21 protein-coding genes are annotated in these 18,937 nt (G+C 58.7%); 14 read left to right on the top strand and 7 right to left on the bottom strand.

From position 1 onward, the window contains the following. From kdsA to ftsB, 3 genes are all read left to right on the top strand, one after another. The gene (gene kdsA / locus BM062_RS09955) at window positions 1–855 is read left to right on the top strand and encodes a 3-deoxy-8-phosphooctulonate synthase (protein ID WP_092396316.1); all 855 of its coding nucleotides are present in this window, start codon (window positions 1–3) and stop codon (window positions 853–855) included. 202 nt (window positions 856–1,057) lie between these two features. Next, window positions 1,058–2,341 carry a phosphopyruvate hydratase gene (gene eno, locus BM062_RS09960; RefSeq protein WP_092396318.1) on the top strand — a complete coding sequence of 428 codons (1,284 nt, stop codon included), beginning with the start codon at window positions 1,058–1,060 and terminating at the stop codon, window positions 2,339–2,341. 68 nt (window positions 2,342–2,409) lie between these two features. Continuing rightward, window positions 2,410–2,784: a cell division protein FtsB gene (gene ftsB, locus BM062_RS09965; protein ID WP_092396320.1), complete on the top strand. Its 375-nt coding sequence runs from the start codon at window positions 2,410–2,412 to the stop codon at window positions 2,782–2,784. 58 nt (window positions 2,785–2,842) lie between these two features. On the opposite strand, the gene hslO is transcribed toward ftsB, so the two are convergent. Together hslO and BM062_RS09975 are read right to left on the bottom strand one after the other, a co-directional pair. After that, window positions 2,843–3,805 carry an Hsp33 family molecular chaperone HslO gene (gene hslO / locus BM062_RS09970; RefSeq protein ID WP_175500949.1) on the bottom strand — a complete coding sequence of 321 codons (963 nt, stop codon included), beginning with the start codon at window positions 3,803–3,805 and terminating at the stop codon, window positions 2,843–2,845. 52 nt (window positions 3,806–3,857) lie between these two features. Continuing rightward, complete coding sequence (locus BM062_RS09975) at window positions 3,858–4,382, bottom strand: gamma carbonic anhydrase family protein (protein WP_092396324.1); 525 nt, start codon at window positions 4,380–4,382, stop codon at window positions 3,858–3,860. 105 nt (window positions 4,383–4,487) lie between these two features. Between BM062_RS09975 and BM062_RS09980 the strand changes: the two genes are divergently transcribed. Next, window positions 4,488–5,339 (top strand): ferritin-like domain-containing protein, encoded by an 852-nt coding sequence (locus BM062_RS09980; protein WP_092396326.1) that lies wholly within the window; start codon window positions 4,488–4,490, stop codon window positions 5,337–5,339. On the opposite strand, the gene BM062_RS09985 is transcribed toward BM062_RS09980, so the two are convergent. From BM062_RS09985 to BM062_RS10000, 4 genes are read right to left on the bottom strand one after another with little or no spacing between them, the layout of a single operon-like run. Continuing rightward, entirely contained in the window at window positions 5,336–5,884 is a 549-nt protein-coding gene (locus BM062_RS09985; protein WP_092396328.1) for an RDD family protein, read from the bottom strand. The genes BM062_RS09980 and BM062_RS09985 overlap by 4 nt on opposite strands. A gap of 5 nt (window positions 5,885–5,889) precedes the next feature. Beyond that, window positions 5,890–6,609, bottom strand: coding sequence for a DUF3106 domain-containing protein (locus BM062_RS09990; RefSeq protein WP_092396330.1), 720 nt, complete (start codon window positions 6,607–6,609; stop codon window positions 5,890–5,892). Next, window positions 6,606–7,016, bottom strand: a complete 411-nt coding sequence (locus tag BM062_RS09995) for a DUF3619 family protein (RefSeq protein WP_092396332.1) — start codon at window positions 7,014–7,016, stop codon at window positions 6,606–6,608. The genes BM062_RS09990 and BM062_RS09995 overlap by 4 nt, the downstream gene beginning before the upstream one ends. Then, window positions 7,013–7,582, bottom strand: coding sequence for an RNA polymerase sigma factor (locus BM062_RS10000; protein WP_092396334.1), 570 nt, complete (start codon window positions 7,580–7,582; stop codon window positions 7,013–7,015). The genes BM062_RS09995 and BM062_RS10000 overlap by 4 nt, the downstream gene beginning before the upstream one ends. Window positions 7,583–8,205: 623 nt before the next feature. Between BM062_RS10000 and BM062_RS10010 the strand changes: the two genes are divergently transcribed. The 10 genes from BM062_RS10010 to BM062_RS10055 all read left to right on the top strand — a co-directional run bounded on the left by BM062_RS10010 (window position 8,206) and on the right by BM062_RS10055 (window position 17,999). Then, window positions 8,206–9,933 carry an acetolactate synthase 3 catalytic subunit gene (locus tag BM062_RS10010; RefSeq protein WP_092396338.1) on the top strand — a complete coding sequence of 576 codons (1,728 nt, stop codon included), beginning with the start codon at window positions 8,206–8,208 and terminating at the stop codon, window positions 9,931–9,933. A gap of 2 nt (window positions 9,934–9,935) precedes the next feature. After that, the gene (gene ilvN, locus BM062_RS10015; RefSeq protein WP_014005248.1) at window positions 9,936–10,427 is read left to right on the top strand and encodes an acetolactate synthase small subunit; all 492 of its coding nucleotides are present in this window, start codon (window positions 9,936–9,938) and stop codon (window positions 10,425–10,427) included. Between the two features lie 82 nt (window positions 10,428–10,509). After that, the gene (gene ilvC / locus BM062_RS10020; RefSeq protein ID WP_061942400.1) at window positions 10,510–11,526 is read left to right on the top strand and encodes a ketol-acid reductoisomerase; all 1,017 of its coding nucleotides are present in this window, start codon (window positions 10,510–10,512) and stop codon (window positions 11,524–11,526) included. Between the two features lie 225 nt (window positions 11,527–11,751). Beyond that, window positions 11,752–12,702, top strand: a complete 951-nt coding sequence (locus BM062_RS10025) for an ion transporter (protein ID WP_254785027.1) — start codon at window positions 11,752–11,754, stop codon at window positions 12,700–12,702. A 157-nt stretch (window positions 12,703–12,859) separates the two neighbouring features. Then, window positions 12,860–13,612: an SIMPL domain-containing protein gene (locus BM062_RS10030; RefSeq protein WP_175500950.1), complete on the top strand. Its 753-nt coding sequence runs from the start codon at window positions 12,860–12,862 to the stop codon at window positions 13,610–13,612. Further along, window positions 13,609–13,800 carry a hypothetical protein gene (locus tag BM062_RS10035; RefSeq protein WP_092396344.1) on the top strand — a complete coding sequence of 64 codons (192 nt, stop codon included), beginning with the start codon at window positions 13,609–13,611 and terminating at the stop codon, window positions 13,798–13,800. The genes BM062_RS10030 and BM062_RS10035 overlap by 4 nt, the downstream gene beginning before the upstream one ends. 363 nt (window positions 13,801–14,163) lie before the next feature. Further along, on the top strand, window positions 14,164–14,808 hold the full coding sequence (locus BM062_RS10040) for a phosphatidylserine decarboxylase (RefSeq protein WP_014005253.1): 645 nt from the start codon (window positions 14,164–14,166) through the stop codon (window positions 14,806–14,808). A 42-nt stretch (window positions 14,809–14,850) separates the two neighbouring features. Next, window positions 14,851–15,726, top strand: coding sequence for a CDP-diacylglycerol--serine O-phosphatidyltransferase (gene pssA, locus BM062_RS10045; protein WP_092396346.1), 876 nt, complete (start codon window positions 14,851–14,853; stop codon window positions 15,724–15,726). Between the two features lie 113 nt (window positions 15,727–15,839). Continuing rightward, complete coding sequence (gene lysM, locus BM062_RS10050) at window positions 15,840–16,313, top strand: peptidoglycan-binding protein LysM (RefSeq protein WP_092396348.1); 474 nt, start codon at window positions 15,840–15,842, stop codon at window positions 16,311–16,313. Between the two features lie 135 nt (window positions 16,314–16,448). Further along, window positions 16,449–17,999 carry a 2-isopropylmalate synthase gene (locus tag BM062_RS10055; protein ID WP_092396522.1) on the top strand — a complete coding sequence of 517 codons (1,551 nt, stop codon included), beginning with the start codon at window positions 16,449–16,451 and terminating at the stop codon, window positions 17,997–17,999. A 131-nt stretch (window positions 18,000–18,130) separates the two neighbouring features. On the opposite strand, the gene BM062_RS10060 is transcribed toward BM062_RS10055, so the two are convergent. Next, window positions 18,131–18,823 carry a gamma-glutamylcyclotransferase gene (locus BM062_RS10060; RefSeq protein ID WP_092396524.1) on the bottom strand — a complete coding sequence of 231 codons (693 nt, stop codon included), beginning with the start codon at window positions 18,821–18,823 and terminating at the stop codon, window positions 18,131–18,133. Between the last annotated feature and the right edge of the window lie 114 nt (window positions 18,824–18,937).

Raw genomic sequence — 18,937 nt, forward strand, 5'->3', positions numbered from 1 at the left:
ATGAAACTTTGTGGCTTTGACATCGGCCTGGATCAGCCGTTTTTCCTGATCGCCGGTCCGTGCGTGATCGAGTCGCGCCAGATGGCGCTCGACACTGCCGGAAAACTGAAAGAGATCACCAGCGAACTGGGCATCAACTTCATCTACAAGTCGTCTTTCGACAAGGCGAACCGTTCTTCCGGTTCTTCTTTCCGCGGCCTCGGCATGGAAAAAGGGCTGGAGATCCTGGCTGAAGTCAAAGCGCAAATCGGCGTGCCGGTGTTGACCGATATCCATGAAATCTATGAAATCGAGCCGGTGGCAGCAGTGGTCGATGTTTTGCAGACACCGGCTTTCCTGTGCCGCCAGACCGATTTCATCAACGCTTGCGCCCAGTCGGGCAAGCCGGTGAATATCAAGAAGGGCCAGTTCCTGGCGCCGCACGACATGATCAACGTCATCGCCAAGGCGCGCTCCGCCGCCCGCGAAGCCGGCCTGCCTGAAGACAATTTCATGGCCTGCGAGCGCGGCGCTTCGTTTGGCTACAACAACCTGGTGTCCGACATGCGTTCGCTGGCGATCATGCGCGAAACCGGTTGCCCGGTGGTGTTCGACGCCACCCACTCGGTGCAGCTGCCAGGCGGCCAGGGCAGCACATCCGGCGGCCAGCGCGAATTCGTGCCGGTGCTGGCGCGCGCTGCTATCGCAGTGGGCGTGGCGGGTGTGTTCATGGAAACCCATCCGAACCCTGCCGAAGCCAAATCGGACGGACCGAATGCGGTGCCGCTGAACCGTATCAAAGAATTGTTGTCGACCATGATAGACCTGGACCGGGTCGTCAAAAAGAATGGCTTTATCGAAAGCAATTTCGGTTGATTGCTTGAGGACGATGTGATGCTTCACGCTACAGCCGTGTTCGCGCGTTCTCCGAAATGCATGTTCGTTGAAATTTAGACGTTGTATCTGATTAGTTGGGGACAGAGCCGCACGGGGAGTGTAATTCGCCACGCTGCGGTGGCTCTTAAACCCTACCCGGGTGGCTCTGTCCCGCAAATATTTTTATCTGATAGGGAAATACATGAGTGCAATCGTTGACATCATTGGCCGCGAAATCATTGATTCGCGCGGTAATCCGACAGTCGAATGCGACGTCCTGCTGGAATCCGGCGTCATGGGCCGTGCGGCCGTGCCGTCCGGCGCCTCCACCGGTTCGCGCGAAGCGATCGAACTGCGCGACGGTGACAAGAGCCGTTACGGCGGCAAGGGCGTTTTGAAAGCCTGCGAGCATATCAACACTGAAATTTCCGAAGCCATCATGGGCCTGGACGCCAGCGAACAAGCGTTCCTGGACCGTACCCTGATCGATCTCGACGGCACCGAAAACAAAGGCCGCCTGGGCGCCAACGCCATGCTGGCGGTATCGATGGCGGTGGCCAAGGCCGCAGCTGAAGAAGCCGGCCTGCCGCTGTACCGTTATTTCGGCGGCAGCGGCGCGATGCAGATGCCGGTGCCGATGATGAACGTCATCAACGGCGGCGAACATGCCGACAACAACCTGGATATCCAGGAATTCATGATCATCCCGGTTGGCGCACCGAGCTTCCGCGAAGCGCTGCGTTACGGCGCCGAAGTGTTCCACGCGCTGAAGAAAATCCTGCACGACAAGGGCCTGTCGACCGCGGTCGGCGATGAAGGCGGCTTTGCGCCTAACCTGGCCAGCCACGAAGAAGCGCTGAAGCTGATCATCCAGGCGATCGAAGCCGCAGGCTACGAGCCAGGCACCCAGATCGCCCTCGGCCTGGATTGCGCCGCCAGCGAATTCTACAAAGACGGCAGCTATGTGCTGGCCGGCGAAAACATGACCCTGACCGGCGCCCAGTTCACCGGCCTGCTGGCGTCGTGGTGCGACAAGTACCCGATCATCAGCATCGAAGACGGCATGGCGGAAAACGACTGGGACGGCTGGAAACTGCTGACCGAAACACTCGGCAAGAAGATCCAGCTGGTAGGCGACGACCTGTTCGTCACCAACACCAAGATCCTGAAGGAAGGCATCGAGAAAGACATCGCCAACTCGATCCTGATCAAGATCAACCAGATCGGCACCCTGACCGAAACGTTTGCTGCGATCGAAATGGCCAAGCGCGCCGGCTACACCGCGGTGATCTCGCACCGTTCGGGCGAGACTGAAGATTCGACCATTGCGGATATCGCGGTTGGCATGAACGCCTTGCAGATCAAGACCGGTTCGATGTCGCGTTCGGACCGCATGGCGAAGTACAACCAGCTGCTGCGTATTGAAGAAGACCTGGGCGACATCGCCAGCTATCCTGGGCGCGGCGCGTTTTATAATCTGAAGTAATCAAGCCGGGGTGGGCATCAGTGTCCGCCCCGATTTACATATAAGACAGTAGAACCAAGCCCGAAACGATGCGCCTGATTGCCATTTTCCTGACTGCCTTGCTGATACTGGTCCAGTACCCACTGTGGCTAGGCAAGGGGGGCTGGCTGCGCGTCTGGGACATGGACCAGCAAGTGCATGCGGCGCATGACAAGATCGACGAATTGAAAGCCCGCAACGCCAAGCTGGATTCGGAAGTACACGATTTGAAAGAAGGCACCGGCGCGGTCGAAGAACGGGCGCGCACCGAGCTGGGCATGATCAAGCAGGACGAGATCTTTATCCAGATCCTCGATCCGAACGGCAATCCGGCCGATGCGCCGGCGCCGCCCAATGCCGCATTGACGGCGGTAGAAAAGACCGTAGCGGTCGCGGTGCCGACGGAAAAGAAACCAGAACGCTGATATCCCTCAACCGGCAGGGCGCCCATGCAGTTGCAGCGCCCCGGTCCCCACTTGATTCTTAATGTTTGCTGCTGCCGGCAGGCAGCAGCGCTTCAACCGGCGCCGCGCTGGCAAACAGATGCGCGCAATCGACTTTGTCGAACTCATAATGCTGGCCGCAGAAATCGCAGTCTACCGCCAGCTTGCCGAGGTCGGCGAGCGCTTCTTCGATTTCGGGCTGGCCCAGCATCTTCAGCATGTTGCCGACTTTTTCACGTGAACAGTTGCACTGGAAGCTTGGCTGCTGCGGTTCGAAAACACGGATGGTTTCTTCCCAGAACAAGCGGCGCAGCAAAGTCTGGATGTCGGTCGACAGCATTTCTTCAGGGCGCAAGGTGCCGCCCAGCGCCAGGAAGCGGTTCCATGTTTCCAGCTCATCGTTGACCGGGACGTCGATGCCGCCGTGATTCGGCAGTTTTTGCAGCAGCAGGCCGCGTGCGACCTTGTCGTCGGCGGCCAGCCACAGCTTGGTGTCGAGCTGTTCCGAACGCAGCATGTAGTTTTCAATGACAGTCGCGACATTCTCCCCGTCCAGCGGCACGATGCCCTGGTAAGCCTGCTGGCCCGGCATCTTGTCCTGCGGGTCTAGCGTGATGGCAAAGCGTCCCTGGCCGTTCAGGTTGACCAGCTGCGGCATGCTGGCGTCGAGATCGATCACCGCGTCTGGCGCCAGCTTGGCGGTGGCGCGCATCTGCAGCTGCGAATCGCATTCGACCACCAGCAGCCGGATCGGGCCGTCGCCATGGATCTGCATGACGATGACGCCGTTGAATTTCAGGTTGGCCGACAGCAGCGCCGCTGCCGCCATCATCTCGCCCAGCAAGGTCTTCACCGGTGCCGGGTAGTGGCGGTGCGCCAGCACCTGCCGCCAGGTGGAGGACAACTCCACCAGCTCGCCGCGCACGGCGGCATTCTCCACCATGAATTTTTGCAGCGAATCGCCATGCGCATCGCCTGCATCCGTCATCTTTGTTACGTCCATATTTTTTATCCGCTGATTTATTGCTTGATTGCTGCTGCTTGTTGCTCGATTGTTACCCGATTTGCTTCAGGCCGTTCTTGTACTCTTGTCCGCGTTCTATGTAGTGCCTGGCGTTGCCGGCCAGCGCCGCCACGTCCTGCTCGCTCAGGGTGCGCACGGCTTTGGCCGGGCTGCCGATGATCAGCGAGTTGTCCGGGAATTGCTTGCCTTCGGTAACCAGCGCACCGGCGCCGACCAGGCAGTTCTTGCCGATCTTGGCGCCGTTCAGGATCACCGCCTGGATCCCGATCAAGGCGCCGTCGCCAATCGTGCATCCGTGCAACATTGCCTGGTGGCCGACCGTCACGTTCTTGCCCAGCGTCAGCGGAAAACCCATGTCGGTATGCAATGTGCAGCTCTCCTGCACGTTGCTGCCCTGGCCGACCGTGATCAGCTCGTTGTCGCCGCGGATGTTGACCCCGAACCAGACGCTGGCGTCGGCTTCAATCCTGACCTTGCCGATCAGGTTGGCGGAAGGCGCAATGTACGCAGAAGGGTCGATATCGGGGGCATGTTCGCCCAATTGGTAGATGGCCATAAATTTCCGTAAAATGCTGGTTGCCGGGCATGGCCCTGATTCAATTCCTGTAGATAGGTCCAAGTCGCGATTTTTCAACCGTAGCGCCATTTTACCGCTGTCAACATGAACCATTCACTCTTTGCCGCGCCAGCCGACTTGCGTAGCGCTGCCTTGCACTGTTTGTGCGAGGCAGATGTCGCTGCCAAGGTCGCCGGCGTCGAGGCGATGGCGACGGCCTGGGAGAATGCCGCCATGGCGCTGGACAGCGAGTCTGAATTGCGTCCGGCCCTGGGCATACCGGGACGTCCGCCGCAGCCGCTGCTGGTCCCGCCGCGCGAGGTCAAGCATCGCTCCATGGCCACTGTGGAAGGGCGTGCCGCCATGATCCACGCCCTGGCGCATATCGAATTCAATGCCATCAACCTGGCGCTCGATGCGATCTGGCGCTTCGCCGGCATGCCGCATGATTATTATGCCGACTGGCTGCGTGTGGCCAAGGAAGAAGCTTATCACTTTAGCCTGCTGGCAAGGCATTTGCGCAGCCTCGGGTTTGTCTACGGTGATTTCGCGGCGCATGACAGCTTGTGGGAGCTGACCGAGAAGACCAGCCATGACATCCTGGCCAGGATGGCGCTGGTGCCGCGCCTGATGGAGGCGCGCGGCCTGGATGCGTCGCCGCGCACCCGCGCCAAGCTGGCGCAGGCCGGCGACGAACAGGCGGCTGCCATCATAGACATCATCCTGCGCGACGAGATCGGCCATGTGGCGATCGGCAACCGCTGGTATGGCTGGCTGTGCCAGGCGCGCGGATTGGAGCCGCTGGCGACATTCGCCGCCCTGGCCGTGCGGCACAAGGCGCCGCAGCTGCGCGGGCCGTTCAATCTGGAGGCGAGGAGGGCGGCGGGTTTTTCCGACGCAGAATTGCAGGTCTTGCTGCAGGAGATGGAGCAGGGGCTAAGCAGGCGTCCGGCCTAGTGATACCACTTGTGTTTGCCGGGACGCTTGGCGATTTCCGCCATATTGACCAGCTTGGTGCCGGCGATGCGGTCGTGCAGGAACTGGCGCTGCGGATCGAGGTAAACGGTCATCGCCCACAGCAGGAAATTCGCGGCCGGGATCCAGACCAGCATCCAGGTATGCGCGCCTAACGCCCACGCCAGCGCCAGCCCGGGCAGGAACCAGCACCAGCTGAGCAGGAAGCGGATGGCGGCGCGGCCGGCCTTGACTGCGCTGCCGTCTCGGTTGACCAGCTGGATGCGCCAGGTTTTCATGGCGAGCGTTTGTCCGCCGTGGCTCCAGCACCAGACGAAATACAGGGTCAGCACAAGGAACAGCCAGGCTTGCTGGGCGTGCCGCAGGTATAGCGCGTGGCGCTGCTGCAGCAAGGTGGAAAAAATCCAGCCGGAAATGAACAGGATGCCGAACAGCAGCATGGATTCATACATGATGCTGCCGAAACGGCGTTTCAGCGATGGCGTTTGCTGCTGGCTGGGGAGCGCGCTGGTAGCGGAAGGATCCAAAATGCTTATTTCGCGGTTGGCGCCAGTACCGGGCTCGGGCCTGGCGCCGTCGCCGCCGCAGGAGCGACCACGGCAGTCTGTTCCTGGCTGGCCGCCGGCGTCAGGCTGGCTGGCGCGGCAGGTTTAGGCTTGTTCAGTTTGGCCGGCGGCATGGTGGTTACCCGCTTGTGGTTCGGCGCGGCTTGTTCGGCCAGTTCTTTCTTTTGCTGTTCCGACAATTGCTGGTACTGCTGCCAGCGCAAGGCCCGTTGCTCGGTATCGAGCTTGTTGGCGCGGGCATAATTCTCGCGCGCGATACGGCGTTGTTCGGGAGTCAATGTTACCCAGCCGCGCATCCGGGCCTGCAGCCTCTCCTGCTCAGCCGGCGTCATGCTGGCGTAGCGGTTGCTGATTTCCAGCCATTTCTTGCGGGTAGCCGGCTTCAGCTTGTTCCAGTCGCCTGCCAGCGGCTCCAGCACATGCTGCTGGACAGCGCTCAATTCATTCCAGTTAGGCGCGGTGATGCCTACCACCTTGGTCATTTTTGGAGGGGGGAGCGGGGCCGGCTTGACACTGACGACAGCCGGCTGTGCAGCTGCAGGCTGTGCCGCAGCCTGGGTCGATGTGAACGGCCCCAGCACCGCCAGCGCCGCGCCGCCGCTCACCAGCAGTGCGCAGGCGGCGCCGATCAGGCGCTTGCGGCGGCTGCTCAGCATGCCTGGCTTGGAAGAGGAGGTTGGCGTCATTGGTCTTGCTGCTGTTGGGCGAGATAGGCGCTAAAGCCGTTATCCAGGTAGGCCGACGGCGGCAATTCGTCCGACAGCACGGCAGCGTCGATGTCGGCGGTGGCGGCGATCCGGTGTTGCTGTTCATATTGGTACAGGCCCGACAACAGCACCATGCCGACCAGGATAGGCGCAGCGACGCCGAGCCGCGTCAGCCAGGACAGGCGGTTGCCGAAAAAGCTGCCGGCGTGGCCCGCCAGCACGCCTTGGCGCGCCAGGACGCGGGTCGGCGCATCTTTTTTCTTGCGTGCCATGGCCGCCTTGCGGGCAGCCGCCAGGCGGTCGGCGGTCGGGGCCGGCAAATTGTCCAGGTTTTCATTCAGTGCGTGCCGCACCTTGAAAGCGAAATTGATTTGTTTGTGGTTCATAAACTGATTCCTTTGGCCTTGAGCGATAGCGCCAGGGCGTGCGTTGCACGAGAGCAGTGCGTTTTCACGCTGCCTTCCGAGCATCCCATTGCGGCCGCGGTCTCGGCAACATCCATGTCCTCCCAATAACGCATCAGGAAGGCTTCTCGTTGACGCGGCGGCAGCTTCTGTACTTCTTCGTCGATGATGTTGAGAATTTGCTCACGTTCCAGCTTGTTGGCGCTGGATTCGGTCGCTTGCGAATCTTCATCCGATTCGAAGGTCTCGAGGACGTCGTAATCCTCGTCATTGGCGTTGTTGCGCCCCATGCTGGAAAACAGGCTGACCCAGGTGTTGCGTACTTTTTCCCTGCGGAAATAGTCATGGATCGTGTTCTGCAAGATGCGCTGGAACAGCATCGGCAGCTCGGCTGCGGGTTTGTCGCCGTATTTTTCCGCCAGCTTGATCATCGCGTCCTGGACAATGTCCAGCGCGGATTCGTCTTTGCGGACGGCGTAGACCGCCTGCTTGAAAGCCCGGCGTTCTACGTTTTCAAGGAAATCGGAAAGTTCTTTATCGGTGGCCATGCATCGCGGCGGATTGGGTCATACACTACTGCTGATTCAAGATTCTCAAAATTCTGTTATGCGGCCGGAACACAGTCACAGGCAGGGAGGCCCCGGTGTTGACTGGTTTACGCTAGCCGCCCTTGGCCTGTGCCTGGAAATCGCGGTTCGCCTTGCCTTCATTACGATGGCTTGCGATTAATTTCCAGACTGGCCGAATGCTAGCAAAAAAGGCGGGGTTTGTGGGCAAATCTACTGCAAAAGACACGATTTAACTTGGATTTCATGTAATTTGGCTTGACCGGAATGAAACTACGCATTATGGTAGCTATCCACTTCAGAACCCTGGAGTGCCAGCCTTTTCGCTGACGACTCAAGATGTTGTTCAACGGACAGGCATGCTTCACATTTGTAAGCTGTTTGCTCCAACCCGTGCCACAAGCGCGAGAAACAGGCAACGGCGTAATCAGAATTTTCGGCCGAACGAGTAGCGTTTAGCGCCATTTTGAATCGTATCTACGGCTACGCAACGGAATGACGTGATCGCACAAAAAAGGGACGCCGTGGCACTGGTACGCTGCGCCATTTCGTCAGGAAAGAGCATCCGATCAATTTCCAATGGACCTTGAAAGGATCTAGTCATCATGAGCAAAGATACAAACCTGCCTGTTACCGGCGCGGAAATTCTCGTGCGCTGCCTGGCGGAAGAGGGTGTCGAACACGTGTTCGGTTATCCCGGCGGCGCAGTGCTGTACATCTACGACGCCATATTCCAGCAAGAAAAATTCCAGCATATCCTGGTACGTCATGAGCAAGCTGCGATTCACGCAGCCGATGCCTATTCCCGCAGTTCGAACAAGGTTGGCGTGGCCATCGTCACGTCCGGCCCCGGCGTCACCAATGCGGTGACCGGCCTGGCCACGGCCTACATGGACTCGATCCCGATGGTGGTGATCTCGGGCCAGGTGCCGTCGTATGCGATCGGCGAGGATGCGTTCCAGGAATGCGACACGGTCGGCATCACCCGTCCCTGCGTCAAGCACAACTTCCTGGTCAAGGATGTCAAGGACCTGGCGTCGACCATCAAGAAAGCTTTCTTTATCGCCAGAACCGGCCGTCCCGGCCCGGTATTGGTGGATATCCCTAAAGACATCTCCATGCACCGCCACGTTTTCGACTATCCGAAGGAAGTCGAAATGCGTTCCTACAAACCTGTCGACAAAGGCCACTCGGGCCAGATCCGCAAGGCGGTGCAACTGCTGCTGAGCGCGGAACGGCCGATGATCTACGCCGGCGGCGGCGTGATCCTGGCGAATGCCTCGCCTGAGCTGAACAAGCTGGTGGACCGCCTGGGCTACCCATGCACCACGACCTTGATGGGCCTCGGCGGCTACAAGTCGTCCAGCGACAAGTTTGTCGGCATGCCCGGCATGCACGGCACTTATGAAGCCAACATGGCGATGCAGAACAGCGATGTGCTGATCGCCATCGGCGCCCGCTTTGACGACCGTGTGATCGGCAATCCGAAGAATTTCACCTCGGTCTCGCGCAAGATCATCCATATCGATATCGACCCATCGTCGATTTCCAAGCGCGTCAAGGTCGATATCCCTATCGTCGGCAACGTCAAGGATGTGCTGCAGGAACTGCTGGCGCAACTGGATGCCGCAGAGACCCGGCCGAATGCGCCGGCCTTGTCCAACTGGTGGAAGCAGATCAACGACTGGCGCGGTCGCGAGTGCCTCAAGTTTGCCGATTCCAACGAAGTGATCAAGCCGCAGTCCGTGGTGCAGAAGGTATGGCAGATCACCGACGGCGACGCGTTCATCACCTCCGACGTCGGCCAGCACCAGATGTGGGCGGCCCAGTACTACGGCTTCGACAAGCCGCGCCGCTGGATCAATTCCGGCGGCCTCGGCACCATGGGTGTCGGCTTGCCGTACGCAATGGGCGTGCAGATGGCCAACCCGGGTTCGACCGTGGCCTGCATCACCGGCGAAGCATCGATCCAGATGTGCATCCAGGAACTGGCTACCTGCAAGCAATATCACCTGACGCCGAAGATCATCCTGCTCAACAACCGTTTCCTCGGCATGGTCCGGCAATGGCAGCAGATCGATTACGGTTCGCGCTATTCCGAGTCCTACATGGATTCGCTGCCGGATTTCACCAAGCTGGCGGAGTCCTTCGGCCACGTCGGCATGAAGATCGAAAAGCCGGGCGACGTCGACGGCGCGCTGAAAGAGGCGTTCGGCATGAAGGATCGCCTGGTATTCATGAATTTCATTACGGATCAAACCGAAAACGTCTGGCCTATGGTCAAGGCGGGCAAGGGCTTGACTGAAATGCTGCTCGGTTCGGAGGATCTGTAATCATGCGACACATCGTTTCTGTACTGCTGGAAAATGAAGCGGGCGCCCTGTCGCGCGTGGTCGGCCTGTTTTCCGCCCGTGGCTACAACATCGAGACATTGACGGTCGCACCGACCGAAGATGCCACCTTGTCACGCATGACCATCGTGACAAGCGGTTCGGATGACGTGATCGAACAGATCACCAAGCACCTGAACCGTCTGATTGAAGTCGTCAAAGTGGTCGACCTGACCGAAGGCGCACATATCGAACGCGAACTGATGCTGATCAAGGTGCGCGCAGTCGGCAAGGAACGTGAAGAAATGAAGCGCACCGCGGACATTTTCCGCGGCCGCATCATCGACGTCACCGACAAGTCCTATACCCTGGAACTGACAGGCAACAAGGGCAAGCTGGATGCGTTCATCGATTCGATCGACCGCGCGGCGATCCTGGAAACCGTCCGTACCGGCGGCTCGGGCATCGGCCGCGGCGAGCGCATCCTCAAAGTTTAAATAAAATAAGCAGTCATCGCGCTGGAGCGTCCAGCGCGTTTTAAAGCAAAATTCACATCAAATTACCTATATAGGATCAAAAATGAAAGTTTTCTACGACAAAGACAGCGACCTCTCCCTGATCAAAGGCAAGAATGTTGCCATCATCGGTTACGGTTCGCAGGGCCATGCCCACGCACAAAACCTGAACGATTCCGGCGTCAAGGTCACAGTCGGCCTGCGCAAGGGCGGCGCCTCGTGGGACAAGGCAAAGAACGCAGGCCTGAATGTGGCTGAAGTCAACGATGCGGTGAAAGCCGCTGACGTCATCATGATCTTGCTGCCGGACGAAAACATCGCCCAGGTTTATGCGGAAAACGTCGCGCCGTTCGCCAAGCAAGGCGCGACGCTGGCATTCGCCCACGGCTTCAACGTGCACTACGGCCAAGTCGTGCCGCGCGCCGACCTGGACGTGATCATGATCGCTCCTAAGGCGCCAGGCCACACTGTCCGTGCAACCTACACCCAAGGTGGCGGCGTACCGCACCTGATCGCTGTCTATCAAGACAAGTCCGGCAGCGCCCGCGACATCGCCTTGTCGTATGCAACCGCCAATGGCGGCGGCCGTGCCGGCATCATCGAAACCAACTTCCGCGAAGAAACCGAGACCGACCTGTTCGGCGAACAAGCCGTGCTGTGCGGTGGTGCGGTGGAATTGATCAAGGCTGGTTTTGAAACCTTGGTGGAAGCCGGCTACGCGCCTGAAATGGCTTACTTCGAGTGCCTGCACGAACTGAAGCTGATCGTCGACCTGATCTATGAAGGCGGCATCGCCAACATGAACTATTCGATCTCCAACAATGCTGAATACGGCGAATATGTCACCGGCCCGCGCATCGTTACCGAAGATACCAAGAACGCCATGCGCCAGTGCCTGAAAGACATCCAGACCGGCGAATACGCGAAGAGCTTCATCCTGGAAAACAAGGCTGGCGCGCCGACCCTGATTTCCCGTCGCCGCATCACGGCTGAACATCAGATCGAACAGGTTGGCGAACAACTGCGCGGCATGATGCCATGGATCAAAAAGAACAAGATGGTTGATCAGTCGAAGAACTAATCAGGGCTTTATGTTTTGAGGGCAGGCATCATGCAGCAAGCGCCTGCATGCGCTTGCCTGCCTTGGATCAAAAAAGACCAAGATGGTTGATCAATCGAAGAACTAATCGCTCTTCATTGATATGATGCAAAAAGGACGGCTTGGCCGTCCTTTTTGCTTTCTTGACCGGTAACCATACATTGTTTAGATTGTGGCATCACCAATCGAGTAACTTTCCTGGGCAATATGGCAACTAACACAATCGGCAGCAAATTCGGCAAGCCCGACCGCGGCTGGCGAGAACGGCTGTACACGATTATTTTCGAAGCCGACACCGCCGCCGGGCGCCGCTTCGACACCGCCTTGCTGATCGTCATCGTGCTCAGCGTCGCGACCGTGATCATCGACAGCGTCGGCGCCGTGCGTTCGCGCGATTTGCTGGCGCTGAATATCCTCGAATGGCTGTTCACCATCTTGTTCACCGTCGAGTATGTGGTGCGCCTGCTGTGCGTCAAGCACCCCTTGCGCTACGCCCTCAGCCTGTTCGGCATCATCGACCTGATATCGATCCTGCCGACCTACCTGGCGATCCTGCTGCCGGAATTCCATTTCCTGATCGATGTCCGCCTGCTGCGCATGCTGCGCGTATTCCGCGTGCTGAAGCTGCCGCGCTATTTCGACGAATCGCAGATCCTGCTGCAGGCGCTGCGCAACAGCCGCCACAAGATACTGGTGTTCCTCGGCGTGGTGCTGATCATGAGCGTGATCCTGGGCACCATCATGTATGTGATCGAAGGGCCGGAAAACGGCTTTACCAGCATCCCGGTCGGCATGTACTGGTCGATTGTGACGCTCACCACCACCGGCTATGGCGACATCCATCCGAAAACGCCGATGGGCCAGCTGATTACTTCCTGCGCCATGCTGCTGGGCTACGGCATCATCGCCTTGCCGACCGGGATCGTCGGCGTGGAACTGGCGATGACCATGATGAAGGGCACGCCGACTACCCGCACCTGCACCCATTGCCTGACCGAAGGGCATGAAGCCGATTCCCTGTTTTGCAAACACTGCGGCGAGAAGCTGGAGCCCTATCAATACGATGCCGCCGCAGCCGGCGCCGATCCGTTCAGCACGCTGGCGGAATTCAGAGGCCGCATGGGCCGTAATGTGCACCAGGATCCGCCGGAAAAATAAGGCTGCGCCACGGCTTTTTGCGATCTTGCGTTTGCCGCCAACTGCAGGCAATATTGTCAGCGAACTAATTCGACAGAACACACTCGAAGGTTGGTCTGTAATTGATAGTCTTTGGGGCGCACTTCCGGTAGCGCTCCATTTTTTCTTGGAGAAGAATATGTCGCGATCACGCAAATTGATGTTGTCGTCACTGCTGGCTGCAACGGGTTTCGCCGCGCACGCCCAGGCGCCGACCAGCGGTACCCTGGTAGTGGTGCCGGCCTACGGCGAAGTCAAGCACGTCAATGACCAGGTAAGGATTACCTTCAACGTTGAAGAGCAGGACAAGGACAAGGCGGCGGCGGCTTCGCGCGTCAACCTGAAGATGAAGCAGGGCACCGATATCCTCAAGCGCCAGGACCCGCAGGCCATCCTGCAGACACGCGGTTATTACACCTACCCGGTCTATCCGGAAGACCAGCCGCAGCCGCGCGGCAATGCCAACAAGCCGCGCCAGCCAACCGGCTGGCGCGTCGGCCAGTACCTCGATGCCACCACCACCAATCTGAACAACCTGCCGAAAACGGTCGCCGCGGTGCAAAGCATCCTGGGCCTCAATGGCCTGTATTTCGGCCTGAGCGACGCCACCAGCAAAAAGCTGGATGACCAGCGGATCGCCGCCACCTACCAGAACCTGACCGAGCGCATCGCTTCCATCGCCCGCGCCATGGGCCGCAATGCGTCTGACGCCGTGCTCGACACGATAGATTTTGAAGGTTCAGGCAACTATGCCCAGGAATCCGCGGCGGCGCCGAAGGCGATGATGATGCGCGCTGCGTCGATGGATTCCGCGCCAGTGGAAGAACCTAGTTTCGAACCGGGCGAAACCACCCTGAACATGCGCGTGGTCGGCAAAGTCCGCTTCAAATGAGCCGCCTGGCCGTCTTTAGCCTGGCCCTGGGCATGACATTGGCGCTGGCCGCCTGCAAGCCGTCGGCGCCGACGCCGCAAGTCTTCAAGGCCCAGACCGATGCGCTGGAAAAGGCAAAAGGGGTTGAACAGCAGTTGCAGCAGGCCCAAGACAAGGCCAAGGCAGCTGAAGAAGAACAGCAGAAATAAGAAAGAGAAGCTGGAGCGCTCGCTTCAGCTTCTTTTTTCTGCGATATCCCGCATATTTATTGTCATATTAAAAATATTTCCCTGATTGTGTTTATCCAGGCCAATAAAACCGAGCGAAAAGCTTGGTCTTTTTATACAATGCCAAGGCGCTGTTTCTTTCGATGAACATCCAGACCCCTGATATCATGCAGGCGGCCTCATATCACCGACTTGCCAGCGTTAGTTAACCAAGAAGCGGCATGGCGGCTGGCAGAACTGGCTGTGCGCCCCCGGCAAGCAATAAAGCGGCAGGTTACATTTATTTCCCGCTCGACTAGAATAGCCACGCTTTCAAATTTCCATCATTTACCCAGATAATCCGGAGTGCAGTTGAATAATTACCCCCATCCTATTATTGCCCGCGAGGGCTGGCCGTTTTTGGGCATCGCCTTTGCGGTCGCGCTGCTGATCACGTTTTTCTCTCCTGCATGGTCGCTGCCATTCTGGATTATTGCTTTGTTCGTATTGCAGTTTTTCCGCGATCCGGCCCGTGTGATTCCACAGAATCCGGCCGCAGTGCTGTCGCCGGCCGACGGCCGCATCGTGGTAGTGGAAAAAACCATGGATCCTTACGCTAATCGCGAAGCCCTGAAAATCAGTGTCTTCATGAACGTATTCAATGTCCATTCGAATCGCGCCCCGGTCGACGGCAAGATCGAGAAGGTAGAGTATTTCCCGGGCAAGTTCGTCAACGCCGACCTCGACAAGGCTTCGATCGAAAACGAGCGCAACGCCCTGGTCATCACCGCCGCCAACGGCCAGACCGTGACTTGCGTGCAAGTCGCCGGCCTGATTGCGCGCCGCATCCTGTGCTACGTCAAGGTGGCCGACGTGCTGGCGCGCGGCCAGCGCTACGGCTTTATCCGTTTCGGTTCGCGGGTCGACGTCTACCTGCCGCTGACGGCCACGCCCAAGGTTGCAGTGGGCGACAAGGTATCCGCCACCGAGACCATCCTGGCCGAATTTTAAGCAGTGTTGCTGGTAATCAGAGTCGATTGAAACGGAACTTACATGGCCACATTCAAGCGCCGTAAAGCGAAGAACAACATCGCGCAGTTCCCCAAGGCGCTGCGCCCGAACAAGAACACCGAACGCAGCGAATACCTGGACCAGGACGCAGGAGACCAGCCGCCGGTGCGGCGCCGGCGCGGCATCTACCTGCTGCCGAACGCCTTCACCACGGCGGCGCTGTTCTGCGGTTTTTATGCAATCGTGATGGCGATGAACCTGCGTTTCGACCAGGCTTCGATCGCCATCTTCGTGGCGATGGTGCTGGACAGCCTGGATGGCCGCGTGGCGCGCCTGACCAATACCCAGAGCGAGTTCGGCGCGCAATACGACAGCCTGTCCGACATGGTGTCGTTCGGCGCCGCGCCGGCGCTGGTAGTGTATGAATGGTCCTTGCGCGGCATGGGCAAGCTGGGCTGGCTGGCAGCTTTCGTGTATTGCGCCGGCGGCGCCTTGCGCCTGGCGCGCTTCAACACCAACATCGCGGTGGTCGACAAACGCTATTTCCAAGGCTTGCCCAGCCCTGCGGCGGCGGCCCTGGTGGCCGGTTTTGTCTGGCTGATGGACGATCTCGGTTTTCGCGGCGCATCGCTGAGTTGGGCTGCCTGGGCGATTACCCTGTACGCCGGCCTGACCATGGTCAGCAACGTCCCTTTTTATAGTTTTAAAGACATCAACCTGCGCAAGCCGATGCCGTTCATCGCGGCTTTCCTGGTAGTGCTGGCGCTGGTGGCGATTTTCAGCGACCCGTCGAAGGTGCTGTTCGGCCTGTTCGTGCTGTATGGCCTGTCCGGTTTTGGCGTGTATTTCTGGCGCTGGTTCAAGGGCAAGCCGGTCAGCATCGTGCAGACGGAACTAGAGCACGACGATAAGGACTAAGGTAATGCCTGTGAAACATTAGTAAGGTTAAATGTTGTTAAACCTTGGGTTGCAAGCGGCACTGTAGGGCAGCAAGTGGCATCATACTTTTTCAACTATTACTGGAGAAAAAAATGGGTTTACTTTCTTTTTTTAAGGATGCCGGTGAAAAGCTCCTGGGACATAAACCAGCGGAAGTTGCTGCTGCTCCTAATGTCGAAGAACTGCAAAACCAGGCAGCGGATGCGATCAAGGCCTACGTCGGCACGCAAGGCATCGACACCAGTGGCCTGACGCTCGCCTTTGATGCAACCAAATCGGAGGTTACCGTCAGCGGTGAAGCGCCGGACCAGGCGACGCGCGAGAAAATCATCCTGTGCTGCGGCAATGTCAAGGACGTCGCCAGCGTGAACAGCGACAACCTGAAGCCTGATGTCGATGAGTCGCAATGGTACACAGTGGTCAGCGGCGACAATCTGTCGAAGATCTCCAAGGAGTACTACGGCGATGCAAACAAATACAATGCAATTTTCGAAGCCAACAAGCCGATGCTGAAAAGCCCAGACCTGATTTATCCGGGCCAGATGCTGCGTATTCCGCCACAGTAATTCGGATTCAACCCGAACAGAACCGCCCGGTAAGCCCCGGGCGGTTTTTTTACGGCCGCCGCTTTGTGATTTTTATACCGGATTCCCTCAAAGTCTTTAAAATTGATGGTTTACAAGACCAATCAGGAGCACAGCATGGCAGCCAACTCGCCCGAAAAACTGATCATATTCGACACCACCTTGCGCGATGGCGAACAATCGCCCGGCGCCTCGATGACCAAAGATGAGAAGATCCGTATCGCCAAGCAGCTGGAACGGATGAAAGTCGACGTGATCGAAGCCGGGTTTGCTGCCGCTTCTCCCGGCGATTTCGAGGCGATCAAGGCAATCGCCGGCATCATCAAGGATTCCACGGTCTGTTCTCTGTCGCGCGCCAACGACAAGGACATCGCGCGCGCTGCCGAAGCGCTGCAGCCGGCCGAACGCAAGCGTATCCATACCTTCCTGGCGACCTCGCCGCTGCACATGGAAAAAAAGCTGCGCATGACGCCCGACCAGGTGTTCGAACAAGCCAGGCTGGCGGTGCGCTATGCCCGCAAATTCACCGACGATGTGGAGTTCAGCCCGGAAGACGGCAGCCGCTCCGACATGGACTTCCTGTGCCGGGTGCTGGAGGCGGTGATCGCTGAAGGCGCGACCACCATCAACTTCGCCGACACCGTCGGCTACGGCGTGCCGGAACTGTATGGCCATATGCTGAAGACCCTGCGCGAACGGATTCCGAATTCGGACAAGGCGATCTGGTCGGTGCACTGCCACAACGACCTCGGCATGGCGGTCGCCAATTCGCTGGCGGGCGTGATGATAGGCGGCGCGCGCCAGGTCGAATGCACCATCAACGGACTCGGCGAGCGGGCCGGCAATACGGCGCTGGAAGAGATCGTCATGGCGGTCAAGACCCGGCGCGATTACTTCAACCTGGACATCGGCATCGACACCACGCAGATCGTGCCGGCTTCCAAGCTGGTGTCGCAGATCACCGGGTTTGCAGTGCAGCCGAACAAGTCGGTGGTGGGCGCCAATGCCTTTGCCCACGCTTCGGGGATCCATCAGGACGGCGTGCTGAAGGCGCGCGACACCTATGAAATCATGCGCGCCGAAGATGTCGGCTGGAGCGCCAACAAGATCGTGCTGGGCAAGCTGTCGGGACGCAATGCGTTCAAGCAGCGGCTGGAAGAGCTGGGCATCGCGCTCGAATCGGAGACGGAAGTGAATGCGGCTTTTGCACGCTTCAAGGAACTGGCGGACCGCAAGTCGGAGATATTCGACGAAGACATCATCGCCCTGGTTTCGGATGAGCAGCATTCGCACGACAAGGAGTTTTATCGTTTCGTGTCGTTATCGCAGCATTCGGAGACTGGCGAAAAGCCTAGCGCCAGCGTGGTGTTTTCGATCGACGGCAAGGAGTCCAGCTGCGAAGCGGAGGGCAACGGACCGGTGGACGCCATCGTCAACGCCATCGAAACCAAGGTGGCCAGCGGCGCCGAGCTGCTGCTGTTCTCGGTCAACGCGATTACCACCGGCACCCAGTCGCAGGGCGAAGTGACCATGCGCTTGTCCAAGGCCGGCCGCATCGTCAACGGCGTCGGCGCCGACCTGGATATCGTGGTGGCGTCAGCCAAAGCCTACCTGTCAGCGCTCAACAAACTGCACTCGAAGTCCGAAAAACTGAACCCGCAGCTATAACAGCAGTTAAATAGGGTCAGAGTCGAATTATTCGAAATCCGAGAAGCTGGAATTAAATAGGGTCAGAGTCGAATTATTGAACAACAATAATTCGACTCTGACCCTATTTAACGAACTACGGGGTACGGGCCTTAGCGCTTGGAATTGCCTGATGAACTTCGATCGGATTCCAGTTGCGCCCACAGCCGCGCCAGGTATGGATCGCGGAATCCTTCTTTAAGCAGCCCTTCCAGGGTATGCCGCAAATAATCCCTGGCCGGCCCGTAGAGTCCGCAGGCGTCGCGCAGGTGGGAAACCACTTTCGGGTCCGGCAGCCGGCCGGTATAGCTTTCATGCTGGCGGTTCATGACGAACGCCAGCGCCTTGACGCGCGGGCCGTTCTTGCCCTTGAGCTGCATCGGCAGCCAGCGCGGATGGTAAGCGCCTGTCATCATTTCACGGCGCCACAGCATTTTCAGTTCGGTTTCGATGCTGATGGCGGGGATGCGGAAGGCGATGCCCTGGCAGGAGCCGCCGCGGTCCAGCCCCAGCACCAGGCCGGGATTATCCCAGGTGCCGCGGTTGATGCGCGAATACAGATAAAAGCCGCGGTGATAGCCGTACAGCATGGCCGGCACGCGCTCGCTGTATTCCACCATCGGATTCCAGATCAGGGAACCATAGCCGAACAGCCAGACATCGCCTCCGGGATCGGGCAGGGACGCCAGGGCGGCGCGCCAGGACGCCTCCAGCGCTGCTTCGGACAGCAGGGCGGAAGCAATCGGGGTGTTATCCAGGATGGTCCGCAGGCGGTCCTGTTCAAGATCTTCACGCGTGATACTCATGGCTACAGAATAAGCCAGATCAGCCGTCGGCAACAAGTGCTTTGCCAAACTGGCGGCGAGCTTGCCTCACTCCTTGAGGGCAGCCGGGATAAACGCTCGCCGCCACGAGGGAAC

This window comes from Collimonas sp. OK412 (genome assembly GCF_900112135.1).
In the GTDB taxonomy this organism is placed as follows: domain Bacteria; phylum Pseudomonadota; class Gammaproteobacteria; order Burkholderiales; family Burkholderiaceae_D; genus Collimonas; species Collimonas rhizosphaerae.